Source organism: Afifella sp. JA880 (assembly GCF_025379905.1).
Taxonomy (GTDB): Bacteria; Pseudomonadota; Alphaproteobacteria; order Rhizobiales; family Afifellaceae; genus Afifella; species Afifella aestuarii.
Genome location: NZ_JAOANH010000001.1, coordinates 576,166 through 600,640 on the forward strand (window position 1 = coordinate 576,166; position 24,475 = coordinate 600,640).

The 24,475-nt window shown below is 62.7% G+C and carries 23 protein-coding genes; 17 read left to right on the forward strand and 6 right to left on the reverse strand.

The genetic code is table 11. The features are described 5' to 3' along the window. Nucleotides 1–4: 4 nt before the first annotated feature. Entirely contained in the window at nt 5–3,031 is a 3,027-nt protein-coding gene (uvrB, locus tag NYQ83_RS02695; protein WP_409976945.1) for an excinuclease ABC subunit UvrB, read from the reverse strand. 280 nt (nt 3,032–3,311) lie between these two features. Here uvrB and NYQ83_RS02700 point away from each other — a divergent pair, with 280 nt between their 5' ends. Beyond that, nucleotides 3,312–3,989 (forward strand): hypothetical protein, encoded by a 678-nt coding sequence (locus NYQ83_RS02700; RefSeq protein ID WP_261212174.1) that lies wholly within the window; start codon nt 3,312–3,314, stop codon nt 3,987–3,989. 39 nt (nt 3,990–4,028) lie between these two features. Here the strand turns inward: NYQ83_RS02700 and NYQ83_RS02705 are convergent, their stop codons facing one another. Together NYQ83_RS02705 and NYQ83_RS02710 are read right to left on the reverse strand one after the other, a co-directional pair. Then, nucleotides 4,029–4,391 (reverse strand): hypothetical protein, encoded by a 363-nt coding sequence (locus NYQ83_RS02705; protein WP_261212176.1) that lies wholly within the window; start codon nt 4,389–4,391, stop codon nt 4,029–4,031. Between the two features lie 145 nt (nt 4,392–4,536). Beyond that, nucleotides 4,537–4,947, reverse strand: a complete 411-nt coding sequence (locus NYQ83_RS02710; protein WP_128293821.1) for a DUF3775 domain-containing protein — start codon at nt 4,945–4,947, stop codon at nt 4,537–4,539. A 546-nt stretch (nt 4,948–5,493) separates the two neighbouring features. On the opposite strand from NYQ83_RS02710, the gene NYQ83_RS02715 reads away from it, so the two are divergent. From NYQ83_RS02715 to NYQ83_RS02725, 3 genes are all read left to right on the forward strand, one after another. Beyond that, complete coding sequence (locus NYQ83_RS02715; RefSeq protein WP_261212185.1) at nt 5,494–6,414, forward strand: mitochondrial fission ELM1 family protein; 921 nt, start codon at nt 5,494–5,496, stop codon at nt 6,412–6,414. A 183-nt stretch (nt 6,415–6,597) separates the two neighbouring features. After that, the gene (gene trxB / locus NYQ83_RS02720; RefSeq protein WP_128293819.1) at nt 6,598–7,566 is read left to right on the forward strand and encodes a thioredoxin-disulfide reductase; all 969 of its coding nucleotides are present in this window, start codon (nt 6,598–6,600) and stop codon (nt 7,564–7,566) included. Nucleotides 7,567–7,629: 63 nt separating this feature from the next. After that, nucleotides 7,630–8,520, forward strand: coding sequence for a LysR family transcriptional regulator (locus tag NYQ83_RS02725; RefSeq protein ID WP_092815169.1), 891 nt, complete (start codon nt 7,630–7,632; stop codon nt 8,518–8,520). A gap of 126 nt (nt 8,521–8,646) precedes the next feature. On the opposite strand, the gene NYQ83_RS02730 is transcribed toward NYQ83_RS02725, so the two are convergent. Continuing rightward, entirely contained in the window at nt 8,647–10,710 is a 2,064-nt protein-coding gene (locus NYQ83_RS02730; protein ID WP_261212188.1) for an elongation factor G, read from the reverse strand. A gap of 196 nt (nt 10,711–10,906) precedes the next feature. Here NYQ83_RS02730 and NYQ83_RS02735 point away from each other — a divergent pair, with 196 nt between their 5' ends. Continuing rightward, on the forward strand, nt 10,907–11,359 hold the full coding sequence (locus tag NYQ83_RS02735; protein WP_128293817.1) for a hypothetical protein: 453 nt from the start codon (nt 10,907–10,909) through the stop codon (nt 11,357–11,359). Nucleotides 11,360–11,443: 84 nt separating this feature from the next. After that, nucleotides 11,444–12,496 (forward strand): DUF1176 domain-containing protein, encoded by a 1,053-nt coding sequence (locus tag NYQ83_RS02740; RefSeq protein WP_261212189.1) that lies wholly within the window; start codon nt 11,444–11,446, stop codon nt 12,494–12,496. Between the two features lie 63 nt (nt 12,497–12,559). Here the strand turns inward: NYQ83_RS02740 and NYQ83_RS02745 are convergent, their stop codons facing one another. Continuing rightward, nucleotides 12,560–13,192: an outer membrane protein gene (locus NYQ83_RS02745; protein ID WP_128293815.1), complete on the reverse strand. Its 633-nt coding sequence runs from the start codon at nt 13,190–13,192 to the stop codon at nt 12,560–12,562. 243 nt (nt 13,193–13,435) lie between these two features. On the opposite strand from NYQ83_RS02745, the gene NYQ83_RS02750 reads away from it, so the two are divergent. The 8 genes from NYQ83_RS02750 (at nt 13,436) to NYQ83_RS02785 (ending at nt 20,622) form a co-directional block, all read left to right on the forward strand. Then, a complete protein-coding gene (locus NYQ83_RS02750) occupies nt 13,436–14,209 on the forward strand; it encodes a glycosyltransferase family 2 protein (protein ID WP_261212191.1) in 774 nt (257 codons plus the stop codon). Between the two features lie 92 nt (nt 14,210–14,301). Then, complete coding sequence (locus tag NYQ83_RS02755; RefSeq protein WP_261212193.1) at nt 14,302–15,246, forward strand: calcium/sodium antiporter; 945 nt, start codon at nt 14,302–14,304, stop codon at nt 15,244–15,246. 3 nt (nt 15,247–15,249) lie between these two features. After that, on the forward strand, nt 15,250–16,002 hold the full coding sequence (locus tag NYQ83_RS02760; RefSeq protein ID WP_261212197.1) for an SDR family oxidoreductase: 753 nt from the start codon (nt 15,250–15,252) through the stop codon (nt 16,000–16,002). 34 nt (nt 16,003–16,036) lie between these two features. Further along, the gene (gnd, locus tag NYQ83_RS02765) at nt 16,037–17,026 is read left to right on the forward strand and encodes a phosphogluconate dehydrogenase (NAD(+)-dependent, decarboxylating) (RefSeq protein WP_261212199.1); all 990 of its coding nucleotides are present in this window, start codon (nt 16,037–16,039) and stop codon (nt 17,024–17,026) included. 43 nt (nt 17,027–17,069) lie between these two features. After that, complete coding sequence (gene uvrC / locus NYQ83_RS02770) at nt 17,070–19,124, forward strand: excinuclease ABC subunit UvrC (protein ID WP_261212202.1); 2,055 nt, start codon at nt 17,070–17,072, stop codon at nt 19,122–19,124. A gap of 112 nt (nt 19,125–19,236) precedes the next feature. Then, nucleotides 19,237–19,836, forward strand: a complete 600-nt coding sequence (gene pgsA, locus NYQ83_RS02775; RefSeq protein ID WP_234627718.1) for a CDP-diacylglycerol--glycerol-3-phosphate 3-phosphatidyltransferase — start codon at nt 19,237–19,239, stop codon at nt 19,834–19,836. After that, nucleotides 19,833–20,090 carry a molybdopterin converting factor subunit 1 gene (gene moaD, locus NYQ83_RS02780; protein WP_261212205.1) on the forward strand — a complete coding sequence of 86 codons (258 nt, stop codon included), beginning with the start codon at nt 19,833–19,835 and terminating at the stop codon, nt 20,088–20,090. The genes pgsA and moaD overlap by 4 nt, the downstream gene beginning before the upstream one ends. A 64-nt stretch (nt 20,091–20,154) precedes the next feature. Further along, nucleotides 20,155–20,622 carry a molybdenum cofactor biosynthesis protein MoaE gene (locus NYQ83_RS02785; protein ID WP_261212207.1) on the forward strand — a complete coding sequence of 156 codons (468 nt, stop codon included), beginning with the start codon at nt 20,155–20,157 and terminating at the stop codon, nt 20,620–20,622. Between the two features lie 100 nt (nt 20,623–20,722). On the opposite strand, the gene NYQ83_RS02790 is transcribed toward NYQ83_RS02785, so the two are convergent. Continuing rightward, nucleotides 20,723–21,628 carry a branched-chain amino acid aminotransferase gene (locus tag NYQ83_RS02790; protein WP_261212209.1) on the reverse strand — a complete coding sequence of 302 codons (906 nt, stop codon included), beginning with the start codon at nt 21,626–21,628 and terminating at the stop codon, nt 20,723–20,725. Nucleotides 21,629–21,743: 115 nt separating this feature from the next. On the opposite strand from NYQ83_RS02790, the gene NYQ83_RS02795 reads away from it, so the two are divergent. From NYQ83_RS02795 to NYQ83_RS02805, 3 genes are all read left to right on the forward strand, one after another. Next, nucleotides 21,744–22,295 (forward strand): MarR family winged helix-turn-helix transcriptional regulator, encoded by a 552-nt coding sequence (locus NYQ83_RS02795; protein ID WP_234627714.1) that lies wholly within the window; start codon nt 21,744–21,746, stop codon nt 22,293–22,295. Beyond that, on the forward strand, nt 22,292–23,008 hold the full coding sequence (locus NYQ83_RS02800) for a response regulator (RefSeq protein WP_128293807.1): 717 nt from the start codon (nt 22,292–22,294) through the stop codon (nt 23,006–23,008). Before NYQ83_RS02795 ends, NYQ83_RS02800 begins: the two co-directional genes overlap by 4 nt. 90 nt (nt 23,009–23,098) lie before the next feature. Continuing rightward, nucleotides 23,099–24,475, forward strand: coding sequence for an ATP-binding protein (locus tag NYQ83_RS02805; protein ID WP_409976974.1), 1,377 nt, complete (start codon nt 23,099–23,101; stop codon nt 24,473–24,475).

Here is a 24,475-nt window from a genome sequence, read left to right on the forward strand (position 1 = left end):
GTCGTTAGCGACCCGGCCGCCCGGTTTTTCTCGGGCGGCGCTGGCGCGCGCGCTCGTCTTCGGGCTCCTCGTACGACCCCTTGCCGATGTTTTCGCGCCGCAGCGGCTGGACGTCATCGCCCTCCGGGGCCCGCAAGGGAGCCGGACCGCCGAGCGGTTTCTCGGTCCGTCCGACCGTCATCTCGTCGAGCGTGTTCTTCCGCACGCGCGAGCCGCCCGACTTGGCCGCGTCTTTGCGGCTCTGCCGGGTATTCTCGATGCCGGTGTTGCGGGCAAGCGGGTCGTCCATGACTGCAAGCTCGGTCGCTTCCAGTCGCTTGATCTCGTCACGCATCCGCGCAGCCTCTTCGAATTCCAGATTCGAAGCAGCCTCCAGCATGCGTTTCTCGAGGTCCTCAATGTGGGCGCGCAGATTGTGACCCATGAGCGCGCCTTCATCCTCGGCGTGACCGGCGCCGCGACCGCCGCCGGAGACACCGACGCGAACGTGATCGCGCTCATAAACGGAATCGAGGATATCGGCGATGCGCGCCTTCACCGATTCCGGCGTGATATTGTTCTCGACATTGTAGGCGATCTGTTTTTCGCGCCGGCGCTCGGTTTCCGCGATCGCCCGTTCCATCGATCCCGTCATACCGTCCGCGTATAGGATCACCCGCCCATCGACATTGCGGGCAGCGCGGCCGATGGTCTGCACCAACGACGTCTCGGAGCGCAGGAAACCCTCCTTGTCGGCATCCAGAATCGCGACGAGACCGCATTCGGGGATGTCCAGCCCCTCGCGCAGCAGGTTGATGCCGACGAGAACATCGAAGGCGCCAAGCCGCAGGTCGCGGATGATCTCGATGCGCTCGATCGTATCGATATCGGAATGCATGTAGCGCACGCGCACGCCGTGTTCGTGGAGATATTCCGTCAGATCCTCGGCCATGCGTTTGGTCAGCACCGTGACGAGCGCCCGGTAACCGCCGGCAGCGGTCTCCTTCACCGCGCCCAGAAGATCGTCGACTTGGCTCGAGGCGGGACGGATTTCCACCGGCGGATCGATCAGGCCGGTCGGACGAATGACCTGCTCGGTGAAGACGCCGCCGGTCTCGTTGAGCTCCCAGTTGCCCGGCGTCGCCGACACGCACACGCTCTGCGGGCGCATCGCGTCCCACTCCTCGAAGCGAAGCGGCCGGTTGTCCATGCAGGACGGCAGTCTGAAGCCGTATTCGGCGAGCGTCGCCTTGCGCCGGAAGTCGCCTCGATACATGCCGCCGATCTGCGGAATCGTGACATGGCTCTCATCGACAAAGACGAGCGCGTTGTCGGGCAGGTACTCGAACAGGGTCGGCGGCGGCTCGCCGGGCTTGCGCCCCGTCAAATAGCGCGAATAGTTCTCGATGCCGGCACAGGAGCCCGTCGCCTCGATCATCTCCAGATCGAAACGCGTGCGCTGCTCGAGGCGCTGCGCTTCGAGAAGCCGGCCCGCTTTTTCCAGCTCGTCGAGGCGCCATTTGAGCTCGGCCCGGATCCCCTTCACCGCCTGCTGCAGAGTCGGTTTAGGTGTGACATAGTGCGAGTTCGCATAGACCTTTACAGAGCGAAGCTCACCTGATTTCTGACCTGTGAGCGGATCGAATTCCGATATTGCCTCGATCTCGTCGCCGAACAGCGAGACCCGCCAGCCGCGATCTTCCAAGTGGGCCGGGAAAATCTCGATCGTGTCGCCACGCACCCGGAACGTGCCCCGGATGAAATTGGCGTCCGAGCGTTTGTATTGCAGGGCCACGAGATCGGCCATGAGCTGGCGCTGATCGAGCCGATCGCCCACCTCCAGACCAAAGGTCATGGCCGTGTAGGTTTCCACCGAACCGATACCGTAGATACAGGACACGGAAGCGACGATCACGACGTCGTCACGTTCGAGCAGCGCGCGCGTCGCCGAGTGGCGCATGCGGTCGATCTGCTCGTTGATGGAAGATTCCTTCTCGATATAGGTGTCGGTGCGCGGGACGTAGGCCTCCGGCTGATAATAGTCGTAGTAGGATACGAAATACTCGACCGCGTTCTCCGGAAAGAACGATTTGAACTCGCCGTAGAGCTGCGCCGCCAGGGTCTTGTTGGGCGCCAGAATGAGCGCAGGCCGCTGCGTCTCCTCGATCACCTTCGCCATGGTGAAGGTCTTGCCCGAGCCGGTGACGCCGAGCAGCACCTGGGTCGCCTCTCCCGCCTCTTTGATGCCAGCAACGAGCTCCGAAATCGCCTGGGGCTGGTCTCCACGCGGCTCGAATTCGGAGGTGATCTTGAGCGGAACGCCGCCTTCGGATTTTTCCGGCCGCGGGGGCCGATGCGGAACCCAGGTGCCGTCGCGAAACTCCGGACGGCCTGTCTCGATGAGAGACGACAGGGCTTCGACCGTCGCCGTGACGGCAGAGCCCGGCAAATTCTCCGCATCTTCCAGATTCACGTCGAAGCCGGCGGCCGGGCTCATGCCCGCACCCGCGCGCTCCTTGGCAGAGCTGCGCCCGCCCATCGAGGTTCCCCTCGAGGTCTTCAACGGCTTATCGGCGGCCTTCTTGCCAGCGCCGGGCTTTTTGCTCTTGCCCGCGGCACCGCGACCGGATTTCGCCGGCGCTTCGGTCTCGTCGGCCTTCAGGGGGATCGACTGGTCCGTCTCCCAACCAGAATTCTTTCCCGGCCCAAGCCTCGACTTGCCGTCACGAGATTGTCTCTCCGGTGCCGGATCCGCCTCCGGCTTTTCCGGAACGGCGATAGAGCGATCATAGGCAAGGCCGCCGCGATCCTTTGTCTGAGGCGGCCGGACGCGCGTGCTGCGCCCTTCCGCCTCGGCCTCGCGCGCAATCTCTTCCGCCCACGACGTGATCGAGCCGGCAAACGCCTTTTCGATCGGCACACCTTCCAGCGAAGGCTGTGCCGCCTCGCCGAACCCCTCACCATCGCCCTCCGGCTGATCGTACGTGGTTTCGGAGGCCGGCTTAGCGGCCTTGCCGCGTCGTCCGGAGGATGTGCGCCTGTCTGCTGCCATGTTCGCTATATGGACCAGCCTTGCGGGCGCGAAAAGGCCTGCGCCGCAGCTTTCGCCAGCCGCCGAGGGCGACGGCTTTACCCGCCACAGCCTCTCGCAACCTGCCCGTGTCACATACCCGCATAACGGGATTCTTCATTTCGCCACAAGAGCTTCTATCCTGGAACGAAAGCAATTTGAATTTGGAGGAACGTCCGGGGGTCTTCGCACCGGCTTACCTGACCTGGAGTTTGGAGACTTGCGGATCACTCTCGGCGTCGGCCGCGTCCGACCGCAAATCATGACGCTCGGAATCTTGTCCGTCCTCGGCCTGCACGCATTCGTTTCATCGGCAGAGGCGGATCAACGAGATTGGCTGATCGTCAATCGTTCGCCGCTCGCCGACGGCGCGGCCATCTACACATTGGGCGCCCAGAGCGCCGGTGATTTGGACGGTCGCTTCGGCGTCGACATCGGCACGACCGGCAGCGGCTCCCACGGCGTCGACACGCGCGTGTGGCAGTGGGGGAACCGGCCGACGGATGTGGCATGGTACAGTCTCGCCCTGCCCGGCCCTTTCCCCAATTACGACTGGACCTGGGACAAGGCCTGGATCGAAGGCAATGTGATCCCGGAAGAGAACAGCTACCGAATAGCGGCCCGTATCGGGCGCCACGAATCTTTCGGCAATCTCGTCGAAGCATCGCTGCAGCTGAGTTACGCCCTCTCCGGCTCAGGCGTCGGGTCCGATGCCGAGCAAACGATGGCGACGGCCCCTTATCTGCGACTCAACATCCTGCCGACCGACACCGCGCTCACGGCGCAGTCATACGTCTCGGATACCGATTTCATCTGGCACAGCTCTGTTGAAGCCCAGCAGCAGCTGATCAAAGGCATGTCGCTCGTGGGGGCGGTTTCCGACATCGGGCTCGACAGTCAGAACGCCAGCCTTCGCCTGCAACTCTATCGAAGATGGTGACGCCGAATGGAGGCCTCGTCTGAGCGTCGTCGGATCACACTATCGCAGGACGACGATCGTCACCTGCCCATCGGTCTCGATGTTTATGGCGGCATCCTCGCCGATTTCGCGCCGGCGACTGAACCCGAGCGCCGTCAGCACATCCCCCCGGAGCCAACCATGTCGCGCATCGCCCGAGCGGGGGCGTACCAGACACCATCCCTCCACCTGCGCGCAGCCGTTGACGACGACTTCGGAGCCCTTCGCCACATCACCGAGCTCCTCAGACGCATCATTGGGCAGAGCTCGGATGACGGCATCACGGCGCAAAGCGGCGTCTGCCGCGGAAGCGGAAGATGGAAGGCCCAAAGCGCCCAACGCGGTCAGTGAGACGATCAGGCGGATATTTGAGAGGAACGGCACGGGGATCCCGGTAAGGATTGATTCACCATAGCGCCACGGTGCCGTTTCCGCGATGGCTCTGCAAGAGCGGCGCTTGCCGCCACGCTCTCGCTTCGGCTCAGAAAGAGCCGCAGGGTGAAAGCGCCACCTTGGCGAGACGGACGGCCTAGAGATCCAGCGCGTCGAGACCGGCGTCGATATGGTCCGCGAGAAGCGGCATGCCGAGGAGGTACTTGGAGGTCTTGCCCTGGGCGCGGCTTCTCGCTTCGGAGCGCGCCTCGTCCCAATCGTCGGCGCCGTAATCCCCGCGCCCAATCCATACGATCGCCACCAGATCCGCCGCTTCATCGATATTCAGATCGTCGATGAGCTCGCGAAGCTCCTGCTCGGTCTGGTCGTCGGTCTCTTCTTCCGCGAGCGCGTCGTGATGGTGCGATTCGTGCATGCCCTCGGCGTCGAGGTCGATTTCGTGTTCGCGGCCGTCTTCGTACCCCGCCTCCAAATCGGCACTGAGCGTCCGGGCCTTGTCGGCAAAAAGCCGGAGGGTCGAGGGATCGAGAGAAAGATCGACAGCCATTGTTCCGTGTTCTGCTTGTGTGCCGGCCTTCAAAAAAGCCTAGCACGAGTGTTGCATCTTGTAGCGGAACGCGTTGTCACGTGGCCTTCGCCTGCAACCGTTCCCTCCCAGGAAGCCACTAGCCCGAAACAAAAAAAAAGACGAGCCCCGGTGTTTGATATCCAGGACTCGTCGGGAGAGTTTGGAGCCGGTCAATGACCGGCCGTCCAAGAGGGGAACAGCTGCTCTCTGCGGCCACAGGGAAGTGCCCGAAGAGCTCGTCAGCTCCCGCTTTATCGTCCGACAATCGGTCGATCACAATGAAAGAGTCTGCATGCCAGCCATGCATGTGCCCGAAACATAGGCACTCACTGCCTTCCAACACGGCAAAACGGGGTCGAAAAGGCCGTCTTAGCCGCGCCTGAAGGCGCACTTGGCGCGCCGGCTTCCCGCATGCTACCGGTTCCCGCGCTTCAACTTATCGCCGGCCTTCGTCAGATCATGGTTCCGCATTCCGCAAATCCGCCCAAGCCCCGTTGTTGGGTGTTGACGACCGGCGAGGCCGGCATGCGCAGCCAGGCCCTCGGACTGGCAGAACGTTTGGGCGTGCCGTTCGAGGAGAAGACGATCAGGCTCCGCCAGCCCTGGTCGTGGCTGCCGGGACATTTGTGTCCCGCGGCACTGACCGGGCTCGATCCTTCACGCGACCTTCTCACGCCGCCCTGGCCGGATCTCCTCATCAGCTGTGGACGCCGTTCCACCGCCGCCTCCATCGCAATCCACAGTGCTTCAGAAGGCACCACGCGGACGGTGCACATTCAGAATCCGCTGACGCCCGTGCACCATTTCGATCTCGTCGTTTCGATGCGCCACGACCATCTTGCCGGCGAGAACGTCGTCAATGTCGACACCGCGCTGCATCGTGTGACACGTGAAAAACTCGACGAGGCCGCAGCTCAATGGGGGCCCCGCCTCCGCGGTTCGGAAAACAGCCTCATCGGCGTCGTTCTGGGGGGCCCGACACGCCATTACTGGATGAGCGAGGCCTTCCTCACTCGGCTCAAGGCGATCATCCGCGGTGTGCACGAGGCGACCGGAGCGCGTATCGTGGTGACACCCTCGCGGCGTACCGAAGACCGGGTGAAGCAATCTCTCGCCGGCGAATTTCAGCCCGAGCCCTGGTACTGGCAATGGGACGGAAACGGCGACAATCCGTATTTCGGGCTTCTCGCGCTGGCCGATCGCCTGATCGTGACCGCCGATTCCGTCTCGATGGTGTCAGAAGCGGTCGCGAGTGGGCATCCTGTCAATCTCCTGCCGCTCAACGGACACTCGCGCCGTCATGACGAATTCGCCTCAAATCTCGACGCTCGCGGTCTCGTGTCTCTGACAGGACCCGATGGGGTCGATCTGGAGTTCGAGGGGGCCGGCGCGGTCGATGCCACCGCTTATGCGGCCGACGTCGTGCGCGAGCGTCTTTTGAGCTGACGGTCGCGCAATCCGGAAAGGGTGCGCAACGCGCCGGAAAGCGCCAAAAACAGCGCCTGGGTTGCACGAGGCGCACCAAACAACCTGCCTTCGGCCGAAACCTGGTGACGGAGGGGCATGCTCGGCTTGCCCTTTATGAAGTTGCCGCCTATCTGGACAGACCAACCTGCGATGGGTGCGACCATGCCAACGGCCAACCATGCCAAGCTCTTGATCATCGGATCAGGTCCCGCCGGCTATACGGCAGCCGTCTACGCGGCGCGGGCTCTTCTCGAGCCGGTCCTGATTGCCGGAATGGAGCCTGGCGGACAGCTCACAATCACCACTGAGGTGGAGAACTATCCGGGCTTTGCGGAGCCGATCCAAGGCCCATGGCTGATGGAGCAGATGCGCAGCCAGGCGGAGAATGTCGGCACCCGGATCGTCAGCGATATCGTCGTCTCGGCCGAGCTTACCACCCGGCCATTTCGACTGACCCTCGACAGCGGTGATGTCTGGACGGCGGATGCCGTCGTCATCGCCACGGGTGCGCAGGCACGCTGGCTCGGCCTGCCGTCGGAGGAACGCTTCAAGGGTTTCGGCGTGTCGGCCTGTGCCACCTGCGACGGCTTCTTCTACAAAGATAAGGACGTTCTCGTCGTCGGAGGCGGCAATACCGCCGTCGAGGAAGCGCTCTATCTGTCCCACCTCGCACGCCACGTCACGCTCGTGCACCGTCGCGACGCGCTTCGCGCCGAGCGGATCCTCCAGGACCGTCTCCTCACCCGAGACAATGTCAGTGTGATGTGGGATTCCGCCATCGAGGAAGTGCTCGGCCAGGGCGGCTTTCCGCCAGCGGTGACCGGGGCGAAAATTCGCAATGTCCGGAGCGGCGCCATCTCGGAAGTCGCGGTCGACGGCATCTTCATTGCCATTGGTCACGCACCGGCGGTGTCTCTTTTCAAAGACCAGCTTCGTCTGAAGCCGAACGGCTATCTGTGGACCGCGCCCGATTCGACGGCGACGGATATCCCCGGGGTTTTCGCAGCGGGTGACGTGACCGACGACGTTTTCCGGCAGGCGGTGACCGCGGCCGGCCAGGGCTGCATGGCGGCTCTGGAGGCGGAGAAATACCTCTTCGCGCTGGAAGCAAGGCAGGAGGCGGCCGAGTAGGCCACCTGTCTCGACGCGCAATGTTCAAGACCTCGGGGACGCAGGGACCCTGAAGGGGGTGTGATGGATTGGGATAAGCTGCGGATCTTCCACGCGGCGGCAGAAGCCGGGTCGTTTACCCATGCCGGCGATTCGCTCAACATGAGCCAGTCGGCTGTCAGCCGGCAGGTGAGCGCACTGGAATCGGAGCTCGGAGTTCCCCTCTTCCACCGCCACGCCCGCGGCCTCATTCTGACGGAACAGGGCGAGCTCCTCGTGCGCACGGCGCGCGAAGTGCTGGTGAAGCTCGAACAAACCCGGGCAGAACTCGCCGATTCCAAGGGGCAGCCATCGGGCGCTCTCAAGGTCACGACCACCGTCGGGCTCGGCTCCAGCTGGCTCGCTTCGCGCCTCAACGAATTCATCGACCTCTACCCGCAGATCAATCTGCAGGTCGTGCTCGACGATGACGAGCTCGACCTCTCGATGCGCGAGGCCGATGTGGCGATCCGACTGCGGGCGCCCACCCAGCCAGACCTCATTCAGCGCAAGCTCTTCACGGTGCACTTCCACGTCTACGCTTCGCCCGATTATCTTCAGCGTTTCGGGCAGCCGAAGAGCGTGGCCGAGCTCGATGAACACCGCATCATCGTCTATGGCGAGAATGCCCCGGCCTATCTCCGCGACATGAATCTGCTGATGAGCAGCGGCCGCGAAAACGGCGAGCCGCGCACGCCGATCATGGCGATCAACAATGTCGTGGCGATCCGGCGTGCCATCGAAAAGGGGCTCGGCATCGCCATGCTTCCCGACTACCTCGTCAACGAGCAGTCACCGCTGGTGGCCATTCTCCCGGAAGCGGAAGTGCCGGCGTTCGACACCTATTTCGTTTACGCAGAAGAGCTCAGGAACTCCGCCCGCGTCCAGGTTTTTCGGGATTTCCTCATCGCCATGGCGCGCCGCTGGCACTATTGAGCCGAACGGTCCGTCCGTAATGACCGTGGCATGAGGCCGTCTTCGTGACGCCTTGCCGCATCACTCTCTTTGCATATGAAAAGCGCGGCCTTCCGGCCGCGCCAGTTCGAACAGAACTTCCAGAGGCTATGCCGCCTCTTTCGAGGCCGCTTTCAGAATGTCATCGGAAAGCCGCCCATGCACCTCGGCGAGATGATCGAAGCTTGACGTGAACGTGCCGACGCCTTGCGTGGCCGAACGCAGCTCAATGATGAGATCGGCAATCTCGGCTTCCGGAATGAGCGCCGAGATCACGTCCCAGCCCTCCCAATCCGGCTTGCCGTCGAAACCGAGGAGCTGGCCGCGCCGACCGGAGACGATGGCGTTCACCTTCGGCGTCGCATCACTCGGCACGGTGACCTCGACCTTCAGAACGGGCTCCAGGATAACCGGCTGACATTGTGGCAAGCCTTCACGCATAGCGAGGAGTGCCGCCATCTTGAAAGCCTGCTCGGACGAATCGACGGAGTGATAGGAGCCGTCGGTGAGAGTTACGCTGACGTCCACGACAGGAAAACCGCCGAGCGGCCCGCTTTCCAGCGCTTCTCTTGCGCCGGCCTCGACCGCGGAGAAATACTGACGCGGAACCACGCCGCCGGAGATCGTCTCGTTGAAGACGAAGCCGGAACCGCGAGGCAGCGGCTTGATGTCGACCACGATGTCGCCGAACTGACCATGTCCGCCCGACTGCTTCTTGTGGCGGCCACGCTGCGTCACCGAGCCCTTGATGGTCTCGCGATAGGGCACGGTCGCAACCGAGGTCTCGATCGACAGGCCGTTCTTGCTCGCAAGCCGTTCGAGCGCGACGCGCAGGTGCATTTCCCCCTGCCCGCTCACGACCGTCTCGCCCGTTTCCTGACGGTGCTCGACGGCAAGAGAGGGATCTTCGTCGACGAGCTTGGCAAGAGCGGCCGACAGCTTCACGTCATCCTTGCGCTCACTCGGCCGCACGACTTTGTGCAGCACCGGCTGCGGAGGCTTCGGCACGGCGATCGTGGGAACCGACGCCCCTTTTGCCGACAGCGTATCGCCGGTCACAGCCCCGTCGAGTTTGCCGAGAGCGACGGTGTCGCCGGCCTTGGCGGTCCCACGCTTTACCGTCTTCTGTCCGACGAGATCGTAGATGCCTGAGACTTTGCCTGCTGGGCCGGCCGCATTGTCGAGTTCGGCGGCGTCTTCCACCGATCCAGCAAGAACCCGGCTTAAGGAAAGCTTGCCGCCATGGCTTGTATGAATGGTCTTCATCACCTGCACGAGCGGCCCGGCTGCGTCTTCAAAACCGAGACGGGCGCGGGTGTCGGTGACGTCGGGAGCCTCATGGCGCAGCGCCTTCAAGAGGCGCATGATGCCGTTGCCATTCGCGGCCGAGCCGAGGAAGACGGGAACGATTTCGCTCGCGCGCATCTCTTTGACGAGATCGGCAAAAACGTCGTCGCGCGGCGGCTGAATGTCTTCCAGAAGCTGTTCCATCAGCGCGTCGTCGTGATCGGCGAGCGATTCGAGCATGGAAAAGCGGGCCTCTTCGCTCTCCATGCGCTCCATCTCCGCCATGTCGACGACTTCGCTCGGCGCGTGTTCGCGGTAGAGGAAAGCCCGATCGAGCGCGAGGTCGACGAAACCGACCGCGATGCCGTCCTTCCAGATCGGCAGCTGACGCAGGACGAGCGGCACGGACGAGACCGGCTGCAACAGTTCAAGCGCGTCACGCACGCCGCCCGAGGCGCGATCGATCTTGTTGAAGAACAAGAGCCGCGGCACGTTGCGCTCTTCCAGATGCTTCATCACCACCTGGAGCGCAGGAATCTTCTTGTCGTCCGGCTCGGCGACCACGATCGCCGCGTCGACGCAGGCGAGAACCGGGTCGGATTCGTAAGCGAATTCAACGGAGCCCGGGCAGTCGATGAAACAATAGGTTTCATCCATGAAGGTGGTCATGGCCGTGTTGAGCTCGACGCTCATCGCATGCTCGCGCGCTTCCGGCGAGGCATCACCGACGGTGTTCCCAGAGGCCACCGCCCCAACTTTGGGGATCGCGCCGGTTCGGAAAAGGATCTCCTCAAAGAGGCTGGTCTTACCGCTCGCGAAGGGGCCAACGATGGCGATGCATCGCGGCCCCTCGCGCCTCGCACCTCCTGCGTCTCTGCCGCTCATTTCGCCGCTCCTTTCCCTGAAATTGAAAACTCCATCACAACCGATTTCTAGCGCGTTGCGCGTAGGTTACGGTAGCCACAGATCGTCTCAGCGGACGCGGCTTTTTGCAAGTCTGCAACACGTCCGAGCTATTCTTCCTGGCATGCTTGATTCGCGGGGCTCCCCCGCGCATGGTCGCGCAAAAGCGGAGGACGGAATGCGCATGAATAGGCTGGTTTTGGGTCTTGGAGCCGTCCTCGCGGCATGTCTCGCTCAGCCGCAGGCCTACGCCGCCGATCTCGCGCGTGGTTACGATGCCGGGGTTTATGCCGTGGCACCCGCACAGCCGACGAGCTGCGATGAGCCGGGCGTTCTCAATCGGATCGTCGAACGCTTCGCCTGGGCGGAGAAAAACACCTGGCATCGCGGTCTTTTGATCGACAGCGTCGTCGAGCCCCGCCTGCGTTACACGGATGGCACGGCTCCGGGCCGGATCATGAACGACCGTTGCGAGGCGCGTGCCCTCATGAGCGACGGAACCGTGCGCCCGGTCTATTACATCGTTCAAGAGAATATGGGCTTTGCCTCGCTCGGCCGCGGCATCGATTTCTGCGTTCTCGGCCTCGACCCCTGGCGGGTTTATGACGCCGATTGCAGGACGATGCGGTAAGTCACGTCTGCGGCCGACCATTTGGGCGGCATTTGCCTTGTCTGACGTCCAACCCGGGGCCAATGAGGCCGCTGGAGGTGGTGTATGCGCGGCCTCAGCCTTCTTGCCCTACCCCTGTTCGTCGTTTCTCCCGCTCTCGCGCAGGAGACGAACAGTTTTCGCGATTGGTCGGTGACGTGTTCTCCTGACGCCGGTTGCAGCGCTCAGGTGAAGGGGCCCTCGACGCAATTCGCCCTTGATCGAAGCGAAGGGGCCGCCGGCTGGTACATTCGCTTCGACTTCTCCGACCCGCTGCCTGATCCCAACCGCCCTCTGACCCTTTTGATCGACGGCGAAAAGACTGTGTTGCAGGCTCGTTCGGACTGGAGTTTTACCGGCGAGGCCGGACGGAGTTTCGTCCGCGGCAACGATAGTCTGCGGGCAGCTTTGATGGGCGCCCTGCAGGACGGAACGCAGCTCATCGTGGAATATATCGACGTCACCGGCGAACCGCGCCGGCAGCTTTTCTCTCTTTCGGGCCTCTCCGCCTCCTTGCTGTGGGCAGAGGAACAGATGGGTATCGTGGGGGAAGAGCGCCTCGCGTCCGCCCCCGATCAGGACGCGGTGGACGCACAGACGGCGACGGATATCGAGACCTTGTCGATCGAAGCCTCCGCCATCCCGGCGGTCGTTCTCGAGCGACACCAACAATCCAGCGCGTGCGAAGCGCTCGACAGCGAGCTGATGCGGGATATTCCGCCGCTCATCTCGCGGGTCAGCGATACGGCCATCGTCTATGCCATTCCCTGCGTCGTCGCCGCCTACAATGTCACCTATCGGATCTATCTGCGCGAGACCGGAGAGATCGGCGGCCTTCAGACACTCTATTTCCCGCAATGGTCGGAGGCCTATGGCTGGAGCGGGACCGACCTCTTGTTCAATGTCGAGCTTAAAGGCGACCACCTTTCAGCGACCGCGCTTGGACGCGGCGTCGGCGATTGCGGCACGCAAGCCGATTTCACCTTCCTGGATTATACCTTCCGGCTCGACCGCTATGCCGCCGAAGAGGAATGCCGCGGCCGTTTGCCGGCCGACTGGCCCGTCATCTACGAGCACGGCGGCGAACATGGCAAACAGCCACAAAAAAGCCCGACCTGAGGCCGGGCTTACATTCATCGCGTATATTTTGGTCTGGGACGCAGGCCCCGCGCCCAAGAGGCCCTAGAACTTGTAGCCGACGCGGGCGCGGACCGAATGCGTATCGAGATCGACCGCAGTCGGTGCCGTGAGGCTGAAAGTCTTGTCCTCGTAATCCGTATAGCGGTACTCGACACCCGCCGTCAGATTTTTGGTGATCGCGGCTTCAGCACCTGCACCGAGTGTCCAACCGACGCGCGTATCGCTGTCGCTCACGCCACCGGACTTCGCCTTGACGTCGCTCAGGGCGACACCACCCGTCGTGTAGAGAAGGAAGCGATCGAGCGCGATGCCGGCGCGACCGCGAACCGAACCAGTCCAGTTCTGCTCGACAGAAATGCCGTTGTCGTTGCCGTCGAGGCCAGAGGCGAGCGCATCAGCTTCCACACCGACCACGAACTGGTCGAACTGGCGCTGATAGCCGGCATAAACCCCGCCATCGACACCGTCGACATCGACGTTACCGCCGCTCGTATCGCTCTCGCCCGTGGAATAGCCGAGCATGGCGCCGAGATAAAAGCCGGACCAATCGTTCGGACCGGTCGAGGTGACCATCGGCGGCTCAGAGGTATAGGTTTCGGGCGCCGGCAGATCGGCAGCCAGCGCAGACGATGCCACCAGACCGAAAGCAGCAGCGAGAACCAGTGGTGTGCGCACGATAACCTCCACTTCTCCGACAACCTTAACGCTTGAGGCCGGAAGACGTTCCGATGAAATCTTACAGCCGGCGTTCGTTCGGAGCTAGCCTTAGATTGTGATCCCCACCGGCCGAAAAAAGGGTGAAACCTGAACAATTCCGTGATCAAGAGTTAACGTGTCTCAGCTGCCACACCCACGCCGGTGATTCCCTGCAATAGAGCCTCTTCCACCTCAATCTGTGACAATTCGCACAAGCCGCAAGTGACCGTTCCTCTCTCCATTTTCATCATCACCCGCAACGAAGCCGACCGCCTCGGCGAGACGCTCGCGGCCGTCCGCGGCCTGACCGACGACATTGTTGTCGTCGATTCCGGCTCCACCGACGGCACGCAGGAGTTGGCGCGACGCCTCGGCGCGCGCGTCGTGCATCACGACTGGCAAGGCTTCGGCCCCCAGAAGCGTTTCGCCGAAGAGCAATGCCGCTACGACTGGCTTCTCAACCTCGACGCCGACGAGGTTCCTCAGCCGGAAGTCGTCGGCGGCATCAGCGCCTTGTTCGCCGAGGGCGAACCTCCGCTCAGCCTCTATCGCATCCGCATCGTCACGATTTATCCGCGTCATCACCATCCGCGGCTTTTTGCCGACTTCGTCAGCCCGGTTCGTCTCTACGACAGGCGCGTCGCGCGGTATTCGCCGAGCCTGACCGACGACCGCGTCGTCGACCATGGTCTGGCCTCGGGGCTCGTGCCAGGGGCCGTCTGGCATTTTTCGTTCCGCTCGTTTGCGCATATTCGCGCCAAGCTCGACGGTTATTCCGATCTGCAGACGATCGAGAAGGCCGGGCGCCGCTCGCCCCTCGGTTTGAGGCTCAGGCTTCTCACCGAATATCCGATGCAATTTGCTAAGTACTTCATTTTCCGTCGCCATTGGACAGGCGGCGTTTTGGGCGCGCGCTATGCGCACGAAATCGCGGCGGCGAAACAGCGCCGCATTCGCCGCTTTCTGGAGGCCCGTCAGAAGCTCTCCTCCTCCTGACAGGGCGGCGACGCGCGCGCAACGGGGCTGTTGAGCGAGAAATACCCGCCTATATGGGGCGCTGCAGCCCAACGGATCGGATCCCGCCGCCCATGTCGAGCCTCCTCACCCTCATCGCCGGCCTCATCTTCCTCATGATCGCCGCCGACATTTTGGTGCGAGGCAGTGTCTCCTTGGCCGAAAGGTTCCGCGTCCCGCCCCTCGTCGTCGGCCTCACGATCATCGCTCTCGGCACCTCGGCGCCCGAATTGGTGGTGTCCTTGCAGGCGGGGCTTGCCGGCTCCGGCGGCATCGCCATCGGCAATGTGGTCGGATCGAACATTGCCAACATCCTCCTGTGTCTCGGCCTTCCCTCTCTGATCTTCGCGACGGCCGTGAATGCGACCGGCCTGAAGCGGAATTTTTCCGTCATGGTCGCGGCCACCGTTCTCCTCATCGTATTGTGCTGGGACGGGACTTTGAGCCGGCTCGACGGCGGAATTCTCCTTCTCTGCTTTATCGCCTTCTTCGTCGCCCAGATCCTCGTGACCCGAGATTCCCGGCGCCGGCAGGAGGAGATCGAAGAGCTCCGCACCAACCTTTCGCCCGCACTCGCCGCGTTGATGGCCATCGGCGGTCTCGCCGCTTTGCCTTTCGCGGCGGACTTCGTTGTCGAGGGAGCCATCGGGCTTGCGGAGATGCTCGGCCTTTCAGAGACCGTCATCGGCGTCACGGTGGTTGCCGTCGGCACCTCGCTGCCGGAACTCGCCGCGGGAATCATGTCCGCCTGGCGCGGTCATTCCGACATGACCCTCGGCAACGCCATCGGCTCCAATATCTTCAATATCCTTTTCATCCTCGGCGTCACCGCCAGCGCGGTGCCTTTGGTCGTGCCTCCGGACTTCCTGCACTATGAATTCTGGGCGATGGTTGCCGCGGCGCTCGTCCTGGTCCCGTTCCTTGGCATGCGTTGGCCGATCGGCCGCCTGGGCGGGCTCATCCTCGTTCTCTTTTACGGAGGCCTCATCTGGGGCGCCGTCGCCCTTCCCGGCGCCTGAGCCATGTCCGCTCGATCCTCTTCAGATCCCTCTCAGCGCACCGCTCTCGTCACCGGCGGAGGACGACGCATCGGCCGCGCGATCGCGGAAGATCTGGCCCTGCGCGGATGGCGGGTCGCCATTCACTGCAACACCTCCAAAAACGAAGCGGAGGCCGTGGCTCAGGGCATTCGCGATGCCGGTGGAGAGGCAGCCGTATTCGCGGCAGATCTCGCCGACATCGAGGCTGTGGAAGGGCTCCTTCCCAGCGTCACCAGCGCCCTCGGGCCGGTCACGCTCCTCGTCAACAATGCCTCCGTCTTTTGGGATGACGCGGCAGAGAGCCTGAACGCGGAAGTCTGGGACAAACAGCTCGCGATCAATCTGCGAGCGCCCACCTTCCTCACGCGCGATTTCGCCCGGCTCTTGCCGCAGGACGTCGAAGGCCTCGTCGTCAACATCGTCGACCAGCGGGTTTTAAAGCCAGACGCCGAGTTCGTCTCCTATACGATTTCCAAATCCGCGTTGTGGACGGCAACGCAGACGCTCGCCCAGGCGCTCGCTCCACGCGTTCGAGTGAACGCGATCGGCCCCGGGCCCACATTGCCCAATCCGCATGATGGCGAGGCGGGCTTCGAGCGCGAAATCGCACAGGAAACGCTTCTCGGGCGTTCGGTCGACCTCGCCGATTTCGGCCGCACCATCCACTATTTGTGGCAGACGCGCTCTTTGACGGGCCAGTTCATTGCCCTGGACAGCGGACAGCACCTCACGTGAACAGCCGCCCTCCCCGCGGCAACAGGAGAACTCGATGGACATAGCGATGATTGGTCTCGGCCGCATGGGCGCCGGCCTCTCCCGACGCCTGATGGCCTCCGGCCACACACCCTTCGTCTTCGACCGAAACCAAAGTGCGATCGATGCGCTCGCCAGCGAGGGCGCGCGACCGCTTGCAGACCTGAAGGACGTTACCCAGCTCACACCACCCCGCGCCGTCTGGGTCATGCTCCCGCATGGCGAGGCGACGGAAAGCACGATCCGCGCGCTTGCCGATATCCTCTCCCCCGGCGACTGCATCATCGATGGCGGAAACTCGTATTATAAGGACGACGTGGCACGACGCGCCTTTTTGGAGCCGAAGGGCATCGCCTATCTCGACGTCGGTGTTTCCGGAGGCATCTGGGGAGAGCGCGAAGGCTTCTGCATGATGATCGGCGGTCCGGAGGCAGAGGTTGCGCGCCTCGATCCGATCTTCGCGGCCCTCGCACCCGGCATCGGCGATCTCCCGGAGACACCCGGCCGGGACGGGCGCGATCCGCGGCCCGCCCAGGGTTACATGCATTGCGGGCCAGCCGGCTCCGGCCATTTCGTCAAGATGATCCACAACGGCATCGAATACGGGCTGATGCAGGCTTACGCGGAAGGTTTCGATATCCTGCGCAATGCCGGGACAGCCGCACGCCCGGAAGACGAGCGTTTCGAGCTCGATTGCGCGGACATTGCCGAGGTGTGGCGCCGCGGTTCGGTGATCCGCTCATGGCTCCTCGATCTTTCGGCCTCAGCGCTCGCCAAGGACCAGGCGCTTGAATCGTTCCGTGGACATGTCGCCGATTCCGGCGAGGCCCGCTGGACATTGGAGGCCGCCGTCGAGGAAGAGGTGTCGGCTGCCACCATCGCCTCGGCCCTCTTCGCGCGCTACCGTTCCAGACGCGAAAGCACTTTTTCCGACAAGCTGCTTTCGGCTCTCCGGGCTGAGTTCGGCGGGCATATCGAGGGCGGGAGCAAGAGCGAAAGGGCGTGAGGCGGGTGCCCAAACGCTGACGAGCGCCTATCTTGGACGACATATGAGTGAGGATATCAGCAACGGTCGGGAGCCCGAGGTCGCACAGACAGCGGACCCGGCCGATTCCGTCTCATCCAAAGACGCCGCCACGGCCTCCGATGCGGCTCGTGCGCCTGCGGCAGAGCCGGTTTCCGGTATTGCGTTTGAGGAACTGCCACGGGCGGAGCCCGGTGCGGACGTGATTGCGGCTGCCGTCAAAACCCTGCCCAACGCACCCGGCGTCTACCGCATGATCAACGAGCACGGTCAGGTGCTCTATGTCGGCAAGGCCCGCAGCCTCAAGAAGCGCGTCGTCTCGTACACACGGCTCGGCGGCCAGAACAACCGCATCGCGCGCATGATCCGCGCCACGGCAGCGATGGATTTCGTGCGCACCCGCACGGAGACCGAGGCGCTTCTCCTGGAAGCGAATCTCATCAAGCGTTTGCGGCCGCGCTTTAACGTTCTCCTGCGGGACGACAAGTCGTTCCCTTACATCCTGATCACCGGCGATCATGAGGCGCCGATGATCGTGAAGCATCGCGGGGCCCGCAAACGCGCGGGCGATTATTATGGACCTTTCGCCTCGGCCGGCGCGGTCGGGCGCACGATCAATGCCTTGCAGAAGGCGTTTCTCATTCGCTCCTGTTCCGATTCCGTCTACGAGAGCAGAACCCGCCCCTGCCTCCTCTATCAAATCAAGCGCTGTTCGGCCCCCTGCACCGGGGAAATCTCGGTCGAGGATTATGCGAAGCTCGTCGAGGAGGCCCGCGCCTTCCTGTCCGGCCGCAGCCAGGCTGTGCGCACGGAGCTCGCCCAGGAGATGGAGGCCGCCTCGTCTCGCTTCGATTTCGAGCAGGCGGCAGTTTACCGTGACCGGCTGGCGGCGCTGTCGCATGTCCAGTCCCACCAGGGCGTCAATCCGCAGAGTGTCGAAGAGGCCGATGTCTTCGCCATCCATCAGGAGGGCGGCATGGCCTGCGTTCAGGTGTTCTTCTTCCGCACCGGGCAGAATTGGGGCAATCGCGCCTATTTCCCGAAGGCCGACAAGACGATGAATGCGCCTCAGATTCTCCAGGCTTTTCTGGCGCAGTTCTACGACGACAAGCCGGTCCCGAAACTCGTTCTCGCCTCGGAGGAGTTTGAGGAACGTGCGCTGCTTTCCGAGGCGCTCAGCGAGCGCGCCGGACACCGCATCCAGGTCCATGTTCCGCAGCGGGGAGAGAAACGCGAGCTCGTCGAGCATGCGCTCACAAACGCGCGCGAAGCGTTGGGGCGGCGGCTGGCGGAGACATCGAGCCAGGCGCGCCTGTTGCAGGGGCTCGGAGAGGCGTTTGGCCTCCCCTCTCCTCCGAGACGTGTCGAAGTCTACGACAACAGCCATATCCAGGGCACGAATGCCGTCGGCGGCATGATCGTCGCCGGTCCCGAGGGCTTTTCCAAACCGCATTATCGCAAGTTCAACATCCGCTCAGAAGAGATCACGCCCGGCGACGATTTCGGCATGATGCGGGAGGTGCTGACACGGCGCTTTTCACGGCTCCTCAAGGAGGCCGGTCCGCGCACTCCGGAAGAGCAAACGACCGAGGATGGCAGCGAAGCACAGAGCGACGCGATACCCGCCTGGCCGGATCTCGTCGTCATCGACGGCGGCAAGGGACAGCTTTCCGCAACTCTGGCCGTTCTGAAGGAGCTCGGGATCGAGGATCAGCCGGTGGTCAGCATCGCCAAGGGCCGCGACCGCGAAGCGGGGCGCGAGACCTTTTTCATGGCGGGAAAAGCTCCCTTCATGCTCCCCCATCGCGACCCAGTCCTCTATTTCATTCAGCGTCTGCGTGACGAGGCACACCGCTTCGCGATCGGTTCGCACCGCGCCCGCAGAAAAAAGGCAATGGCCGCCAATCCACTCGATGAGATTTCGGGGATCGGCCCTTCGCGAAAACGGGCGCTTCTCCGGCATTTCGGCACGGCGCGCGCCGTCAGCCGGGCCGGCATCGAAGACCTGATGGATGTCGAGGGAATCTCGGAACAGATGGCCGAAGCCATTTACGACCATTTCCACGAACATGGCGGCTGAGACAAAATGGCACCGGTCTTGGCTAACAATCAGCGTGACAATTACAAAAGTTTTGTCAGGCACTGCTATTGAGACCGTTGACACTGCGAGCGGGCAAGGAACAAGCTGAGGCATGAGCATGGAAGCACAGAACGCGGCCCGCACCCCGCACATCCAGGCTTTCACGATACCGAACGTTCTGACCTATGGTCGGATCGCGGCAGCACCGCTGCTTGGCGCCTTCTTCATCCCCGAGTTCGGCCCCTGGATCGCTTTCGTCATTTTCGTGGCGGCTTCCGTCACGGACTATTTCGATGGCTATCTCGCCCGCATCTGGGAACAGCAATCAGCCCTCGGCCGCATGCTCGACCCGATCGCCGACAAGCTTCTGGTCGCCGTGGCGATCCTCATTCTGGTGGCGGACGGGATGCTCGCCGGCTGGACGATCTGGGCGGCAATCATCATCCTGATGCGTGAAATCCTCGTCTCCGGCTTGCGCGAATTCCTGGCCGAATTGCGCGTGAGCGTGCCTGTCACCAAGCTCGCGAAATGGAAGACGACGATGCAGCTCTTCGCAATCGCCGCGCTTTTGATCGCGCCGGCGATTCAGGGCGCCAAAAGCGGCATCATCATCGATCTCGGCCTCGCCTTCTTCTGGCTTGCGGCGATCGTGACGCTCTACACCGGCTATGATTATTTCCGCGCGGGCCTGAAGCATCTGGTGGACGAATGAGCCTCGAACTGCGCTATTTCGCTTGGGTGCGTGAGCGCATCGGGAGCCCTGGAGAAAGTCTCGACGTGCCGGGCGACGTCACGACGGTCGGCGATTTGATCCGCTGGCTCGCCAACAAGGATGAAGGCTATGCGGCCGCGTTCGCCGAGCCGGACATCATCCGCGCCGCTATCGATCACGAGCATGTGGAGCATGACGCGGCACTCGCAGGCGCCAAAGAAGTGGCTTTCTTCCCGCCGATGACCGGCGGCTGACGCCGCCATTCTTGCAGTCACCGCACGATCTGCGGGAATGCGACGAAGGCTGAGAAAGTGATTCATGTCCTGCACAATTCGAATCCGGATCCAGCCGCAATCCTTTGATATCGAAGAGGAAAGCAAGCGGCTCACGCAAGGGCGGAGCGATGTCGGCGCGCTCGTTACCTTCACCGGTTATTGTCGCGACGAAGGCGGAACGCTCGCCGCGCTCACGCTGGAGCATTATCCCGGCATGGCGGAGGCTGAGATCGGCCGCATCGCCGAAGAAGCCGCCGCACGATGGCCGTTGAGCGGTCTTACAGCCATCCATCGTCATGGCCGCATCTTACCGGGCGAGCCGATCGTCCTCGTGGCCGCGGCCTCGAGCCATCGTCAGGCCGCGTTCGAGGCCGCATCCTTCTTGATGGATTATCTCAAAACCCGCGCGCCTTTCTGGAAGAAGGAAGAACGCGTTGGCGATCAGGACGGCGATTGGGTGCAGGCGAGGGCCGCGGACGACGCCGCGGCCGGGCGCTGGCAGAAGCCCTGAGCACGGGGAGCGCGTTTCAGCGTCGGCCCTCAAACCTTTCCGCAGACGGCAAAAAGGGCGCCGCGGCGCCCTTTTCGAATTCGTCAGATAGTCGCGGGCCTCAGCCTGCGGCAGCCACCTTCTGAGGCGCCGAAGCAGGCGTCACGGCGGCGATATAATCCTCGAACATCGTCTTCGAGATCTCGCCCGGCGTGAAGTGATACGGTCCGATCTCAGCGACCGGCGTCACCTCTGCGGCCGTTCCGGTGATGAAGCACTCGGAAAAACCGTCGAGCTCTTCCGGCATGATCGCCCGCACTTGGACGTCGATACCACGCGCCTTAGCGAGCTCGATCACCGTCTGGCGGGTGAGGCCGTTGAGGAAGCAATCCGGTTCCGGCGTATGCAGGACCCCGTCCTTCACGAAGAAGACGTTGGCACCCGTGCATTCAGCGACCCGGCCGCGCCAATCAAGCATCAAGGCATCGGCGTAGCCTTTGCTCTCCGCCGCATGTTTGGAGATCGTGCAGATCATATAAAGCCCGGCTGCCTTGGCGTGGACCGGCGCGGTGCGCGGATCGGGCCGGCAATAGCTCGCGATATCGAGCCGGATGCCCTTCAGCCGCTCTTCCGGATCAAAATAAGACGGCCACTGCCAGGCGGCGATCGCCACGTTGATCCGGTTCTTCTGAGCGGAAACACCCATCATTTCGCTGCCGCGCCAGGCAAAGGGCCGCAGATATGCGTCGGTGAAATTGTTCACCCGCAGAACTTGGGCCTTCGCCGCCTCGATTTCCTCCACCGAATAAGGCAGCTTGAAATCCAAGATCTTCGCAGAAGCGTGAAGGCGTTGCGTATGCTGGAGGCTCTTAAAGACTACCCCTCCATAGGCGCGCTCACCCTCGAATACGCAGCTGCCGTAGTGAAGACCATGTGTCAGCACATGAATCTTTGCATCGGCCCAGTCGACCAACTCGCCATTGAGCCAGATCTTGCCTTGCATTTTATCGAAGGGAACGCCTGCCATTGATTTCTCCTACCCATGAGCTTGCATTGCTTTCGGCGGCGCATCTTGTAAGGTTTGCGGAAAGAGTGCGCTCTTTTGGACCGTCTCTCCTGCCCAGCAACCATACACAAACGGCTTGACCTTCGTAGTCAACGACGGAAAATATGTCAACATGGCTGACGTAATTACGCCCTCACGCGAACGGATCGCGCCGATTTTTCCCAAAGAGCGCTATGACGACCTAATGTCTTTGCTCTTTTTCGCATATCGAGATTTTATTTCCGATCCGGACGCGATCCTCGCGCGCTATGAGTTCGGGCGGGCGCATCACCGGGTGCTGCATTTCGTGACGTGCCACCCTGGTATGCGCGTGGCGGACCTCTTGGACATGCTGAAGATCACCAAGCAGAGCCTCGGCCGGGTTCTGAAGCAGCTCATCACGGGGGGATACATCGAGCAGCAGCCGGGCGAGACCGATCGGCGGGAAAGGCTGCTCTTCGCCACCTCCGAAGGCGAGGCCCTGGCTGCCCGGTTGCGCGAACCACAATCTCGCCGAATCGAGAGAGCATTGGCTCGTCTCGGGCCCGATGCACGCGACACGGTCGCAGACTTTCTGCTCAATATGGTCAATGAAGCGGAACAGAGCGACGTGGCGCGACGGGTGTTTGAGGAAAGAACCAGCGCATGACCCTCGCCGAACAGGCGGTGCCGGCGGAACTGCCGGACGATGCTCCCCATCTCCTCGTCATCGATGACGACAACCGTATCCGCTCCCTCCTCTCCCGCTTCTTGAGGAATGGCGGTTACCGCGCGACCGTCGCGGCCTCGGCCGAAGAGGCACGACGCCATCTCTCGGCCATGACCTTTGATCTCCTCATCGTCGATGTGATGATGCCGGGCGAAAACGGCATGGATCTGGTGGCAAGTCTGCGCAAGACCGACGACGTGCCAATCCTGATGCTGACGGCGCGTTCGGAAGCCGAAAGCCGCGTGCGGGGCCTCGAGCTCGGTGCCGACGATTATCTCGCCAAACCCTTCGAGCCGCGCGAGCTCCTTCTGCGCATCAGCAATATCCTGAAACGCGGGAGCCCGCCTCCCGTGCGCGAAATCGAGTTCGTACGCTTTGGTCCCTTCACGTTCCATCTCGAGCGTGGCGAGCTGAAGCGCGGGCTGGAACCGATCCGTCTCACCGACCGCGAACGCGAATTGCTGACGGCCTTCTCCAGCCGTCCGGGCGAAACCGTGCCCCGCCACGAGCTGTTGTCCAGCTCCGATGCGAGCGGCGAGCGCACCGTCGACGTGCAGGTCAATCGATTGCGGCGCAAGATCGAAGCCGATCCCTCAAACCCGGTGCATCTGCAGACGGTTCGCGGCATCGGCTACCGGTTGATGGTCGACTGATTTCTGATGCCGCGAGCGCCGTTCCTTACACGTGCAGTCTCGGCCGTTTTCCCCGATCGCGGGACGCTTGCGCGCCTCAATCACCAAGGTCTGCGTCGCTCGCTCAGACGCTGGCGCCGGCGGCTCAAACGCATTCGGCCGTTCGGCGGGCTCGGCGACCGTCTCATGGGGCGCATGCCGAAGGGGCTCTTCGCCCGTTCCATTCTTATCGTCGTCACCCCGATCGTCATTCTCCAGGCGATCGTCGCCTATGTCTTCATGGAGCGGCACTGGCAGCTCGTCACCGAGCGCCTGTCGCAATCGCTCACCGGCGACATCGCCGCGCTCATCGCGGTCATCGAACGCTATCCGCATGAGCCGGGCTATCTCGACGTCACACGGCTCGCTGCCGACACGTTTCAGCTGACCGTCTCCATTTTGCCGCCGGACCCCCTGCCCCCGCCGGTTCCGAAGCCGTTCTTCTCTCTCCTCGACCACACTTTGTCGGAGCAGATTACTCAGGTGATCGGCCGCCCTTTCTGGATCGACACGGTCGGCAATTCCGATCTCGTCGAGATCCGCATTCGGCTAGACGATGTCGTCCTGCGCGTCTTCGCGCCGCGTCGCCGCGCCTATGCCTCCAATTCGCATATCTTCCTCGTCTGGATGAGCGGCAGCGCCATCATCCTGCTGGCGATCGCTCTGTTGTTCCTGCGCAACCAGATCAAGCCGATCGTCGCCCTTGCCTATGCGGCCGAGAGCTTCGGCAAAGGGCGCAACGTCGAGAACTTCAAACCCCGAGGAGCGCGGGAGGTTCGGCAGGCGAGCCAGGCGTTTCTCGACATGCGCGAGCGCATCGAACGCCAGATCGAACAACGCACGACAATGCTGTCAGGCGTCAGCCACGATCTCAGGACCATCCTGACGCGGTTCCGACTCGAACTCGCTCTCCTGCCGGAGGGCGAAGAGAGCCAGGCGATGCAGAATGACGTCGAAGAGATGAGCCGTATGCTCGAAGATTATCTGGCCTTCGCCAAGGGGGACGCGGGCGAAGAGACGGAAGCCGTCGTGCTGCCCGATCTCCTCGAAACCCTTGCCGAGCACGCACGGCGCAGCGGCGACACGGTCGTGCTGAACTTCTCAGGCGAGCCGGAGATCCACGTACGCCCGACCGCTCTTGCCCGTTGCATCTCCAACCTTCTCACAAACGCGGCAAAATTTGCCGACCGCATCGAGATCAGCGCTACCCACCGCGACGGGGTCCTCGAAATCACCATCGATGACGATGGGCCGGGGATCCGCGACGAGGATAAGGAAGCGGTGTTCCGCCCGTTCTACCGGCTGGATGATTCCCGCAATGTCGATGTCGGGGGAACAGGGCTTGGGCTTGCGATCGCGCGCGACATTGCCCGTAGCCATGGCGGAGACATTGTCCTGGAAGACAGCCGGCTCGGTGGACTGAGAGCTGTGGTGACTATTCCTGCGTAG

Coding starts and splice junctions, on each gene's coding strand:
- uvrB (WP_409976945.1), bottom strand. CDS start 3,031: ATGGCAGCAGACAGGCGCACATCCTCCGGACGACGCGGCAAGGCCGCT.
- NYQ83_RS02700 (WP_261212174.1), top strand. CDS start 3,312: ATGACGCTCGGAATCTTGTCCGTCCTCGGCCTGCACGCATTCGTTTCA.
- NYQ83_RS02710 (WP_128293821.1), bottom strand. CDS start 4,947: ATGGCTGTCGATCTTTCTCTCGATCCCTCGACCCTCCGGCTTTTTGCC.
- NYQ83_RS02715 (WP_261212185.1), top strand. CDS start 5,494: ATGCGCAGCCAGGCCCTCGGACTGGCAGAACGTTTGGGCGTGCCGTTC.
- trxB (WP_128293819.1), top strand. CDS start 6,598: ATGCCAACGGCCAACCATGCCAAGCTCTTGATCATCGGATCAGGTCCC.
- NYQ83_RS02725 (WP_092815169.1), top strand. CDS start 7,630: ATGGATTGGGATAAGCTGCGGATCTTCCACGCGGCGGCAGAAGCCGGG.
- NYQ83_RS02730 (WP_261212188.1), bottom strand. CDS start 10,710: ATGAGCGGCAGAGACGCAGGAGGTGCGAGGCGCGAGGGGCCGCGATGC.
- NYQ83_RS02735 (WP_128293817.1), top strand. CDS start 10,907: ATGCGCATGAATAGGCTGGTTTTGGGTCTTGGAGCCGTCCTCGCGGCA.
- NYQ83_RS02740 (WP_261212189.1), top strand. CDS start 11,444: ATGCGCGGCCTCAGCCTTCTTGCCCTACCCCTGTTCGTCGTTTCTCCC.
- NYQ83_RS02755 (WP_261212193.1), top strand. CDS start 14,302: ATGTCGAGCCTCCTCACCCTCATCGCCGGCCTCATCTTCCTCATGATC.
- NYQ83_RS02760 (WP_261212197.1), top strand. CDS start 15,250: ATGTCCGCTCGATCCTCTTCAGATCCCTCTCAGCGCACCGCTCTCGTC.
- gnd (WP_261212199.1), top strand. CDS start 16,037: ATGGACATAGCGATGATTGGTCTCGGCCGCATGGGCGCCGGCCTCTCC.
- uvrC (WP_261212202.1), top strand. CDS start 17,070: ATGAGTGAGGATATCAGCAACGGTCGGGAGCCCGAGGTCGCACAGACA.
- pgsA (WP_234627718.1), top strand. CDS start 19,237: ATGAGCATGGAAGCACAGAACGCGGCCCGCACCCCGCACATCCAGGCT.
- moaD (WP_261212205.1), top strand. CDS start 19,833: ATGAGCCTCGAACTGCGCTATTTCGCTTGGGTGCGTGAGCGCATCGGG.
- NYQ83_RS02785 (WP_261212207.1), top strand. CDS start 20,155: ATGTCCTGCACAATTCGAATCCGGATCCAGCCGCAATCCTTTGATATC.
- NYQ83_RS02790 (WP_261212209.1), bottom strand. CDS start 21,628: ATGGCAGGCGTTCCCTTCGATAAAATGCAAGGCAAGATCTGGCTCAAT.
- NYQ83_RS02800 (WP_128293807.1), top strand. CDS start 22,292: ATGACCCTCGCCGAACAGGCGGTGCCGGCGGAACTGCCGGACGATGCT.